Source organism: Caballeronia choica, from assembly GCF_001544535.1.
Taxonomy (GTDB): domain Bacteria; phylum Pseudomonadota; class Gammaproteobacteria; order Burkholderiales; family Burkholderiaceae; genus Caballeronia; species Caballeronia choica.
In genome coordinates this window covers 1-2,067 of sequence record NZ_FCON02000389.1, presented here as the reverse complement: position 1 = coordinate 2,067, position 2,067 = coordinate 1, and the positions used below count along the sequence as shown (strand labels likewise).

Annotated in this window: 2 protein-coding genes; one reads left to right on the top strand and one right to left on the bottom strand. The window is 58.6% G+C overall.

What is annotated here, in order from left to right:
* Nucleotides 1–166 precede the first annotated feature (166 nt).
* Entirely contained in the window at nt 167–418 is a 252-nt protein-coding gene (locus tag AWB68_RS51805; RefSeq protein WP_087650378.1) for a DUF1330 domain-containing protein, read from the top strand.
* 208 nt (nt 419–626) lie between these two features.
* Here the strand turns inward: AWB68_RS51805 and AWB68_RS44295 are convergent, their stop codons facing one another.
* The gene (locus AWB68_RS44295) at nt 627–1,625 is read right to left on the bottom strand and encodes a class I SAM-dependent methyltransferase (protein ID WP_087650377.1); all 999 of its coding nucleotides are present in this window, start codon (nt 1,623–1,625) and stop codon (nt 627–629) included.
* Between the last annotated feature and the right edge of the window lie 442 nt (nt 1,626–2,067).

Sequence of the window (2,067 nt, the reverse complement as noted above, 5' to 3'; positions counted from 1 at the left end):
ATCCAGTTTTCGGCCATCAGTTTTCGTCTTCATACCCGTATAACGCGCAAGGCACTATTTGGTGCACCTGTCAGTAATACAGTTCAGCAACTACGAGTTTGAAGGGGCGGCGGACTTTACACTTTGACATCCACAGTGCCAAGACCTCCGAACTTGGCGTTGACGCTTGCAGGGCAGGGTTTACTCGCGCTCGCTTTTCGCCGCCGCAAGGGCTGATAGTCACATTGCCTCGACGGGGACGCGTATCACGAACTCGATCGAAGGTTCTCCGCCGGCTTCGCGTGTCGTCATTTACGTTTTCGACAGTGCAGATCAGCTACAGGCGTGGCGTGATGCACCAGAAGAAAAGGAGTTGATCGCGATGCGAGACCGTTCCTCGCACTTTCGATCATTTTCGGTAGTGGGCCTTCCAAACTAAAGGCGACCAGCGCCAAAAGTGCGTTCGCGTTCCGCCTGTGAGTCCGTTTTCAGGCGTCAGCTTTGGGTGGAGATTCGATTCCCGCTTCTCAGCGGTAGGACGGTCAGGTTTCGGGCGCCCGGGCGCATATCTGTTCTGGGTTCGCAAGCCGCCGTGAGCGGCGGCACAGTCAGTGCCTTCTGTGCGTCGCGCAGAGCCAGGCAGCGTGCTACTCGAAAATGATGAGACTTTCCGGCGAAGGCGGCAGCGGCGCTACGCTTACCTTTGAAAACCCTGCTTGGCTGCCCATCTCCTCGAACTCGCGCACAGTGTACGCATCACCTTGTGGTGTGGACGCAAGCATCACGAAGGAGAACGCAGCGGCGAACGGTGGCGACACGCGATCCTCATTAGGAACGAAATCCACCGCGAGTACTCGCCCTCCGGGGCTGAGGCTCCTGTGTACCTTCGAGAGCAGTTCTACGCAGGTCGGCCGATCGAAGTGGTGGAGGAAATTCGTGATCAGCACGAGATCGAAATCCGTTCCCCATTCGACTTCAAACGCGCTGCCCGCGATCGTGTGATGGCGCGCGCTCACACCGGCCGCCGCAGCGTTTTCCTTCGCGACCTCCAGTACCGCGTGCCAGTCGGTCGCCACGACTTCTGCGCCGGGGACAGCCTTGGCGATCGCAATTCCGAATACCCCGTGCCCGGCGGCAATATCGAGTACGCGCTTCGGTGCTTGCGGCCATGTGCCCACTTGTTGAGCTATGTTCTGTGCGGTGGGCGCCACAAACGGTACCATCGCGCGCGCGAATTTCACCCAGACGGGGTGGTTTGGGGCCATGTTGCCCAGCCCTACGGATCCACCGTTGCGAACGAACGCAACTGGATCGTCCAGCCACAGCGCGATCATTTCAGGGGCCGCAAAGAAATCCAGGATGCTCCCCATCCAGGCCGGCGAGGAAGTCGTAAGGAACGCGGAAGTCGATGGTGTCAATCGATAGCATCCTGTCTCCTTCTGCAAAAACCCCTGCACGGTCAGGTAATCGCACAGCATGCGCACACCGCGCTCGGAGGCCTGCACGCGGCTCGATATCCGCGAGAGCTCGCCATTCTCATTCTCGATCGCGGTGAACAGATCGAGCGCCACTGCGGCCTTCACCGCGGCGGTCTTCTGATATCCGCTTACCGCATCTATGAACGCTTGCGGAGAGATGTCATCCATGATCAAAGTCCTTTTGCGAAATATCCTGCGAGCAGAATTCAGACCGGCTCTTGTCAGATGAGCGATCATGAATCGGCGCTCGGCTCATCAGCCTGAGCAGGTTGGGTAGGGAGCGGTTGCGTATGATAGGCCGATAGCCGGCCAATTGCTTCAGGAGTGGGAGCTCTCGTCGCGACAGGTCGCAAGGGGGGCGATTCCGAAGTGCGCCGTGGGGATGGGTTCGGCCACGAAGAGACGGTCAATGGGTTTTTGCGAACGGCCGATGATTGTTGAGTTAGCGGCCGTTCGATAAATCGGCAACGGAGCTGTCGACCGGCGCGGATGTTCCGATCAATTTCCGTGTACCGGCTCGGATTGTCTGGACGCGGGTTTGCAACTCAGGCGGCCTCTTTCATGGTGGCTGCGTGACGGGCTTCATGGGGTGACATAAAGCCCAGTTTTT

What these genes read in the sequence shown, in the direction of transcription:
- AWB68_RS44295 (WP_087650377.1), bottom strand. Translation starts at nt 1,625, where the DNA reads ATGGATGACATCTCTCCGCAAGCGTTCATAGATGCGGTAAGCGGATAT.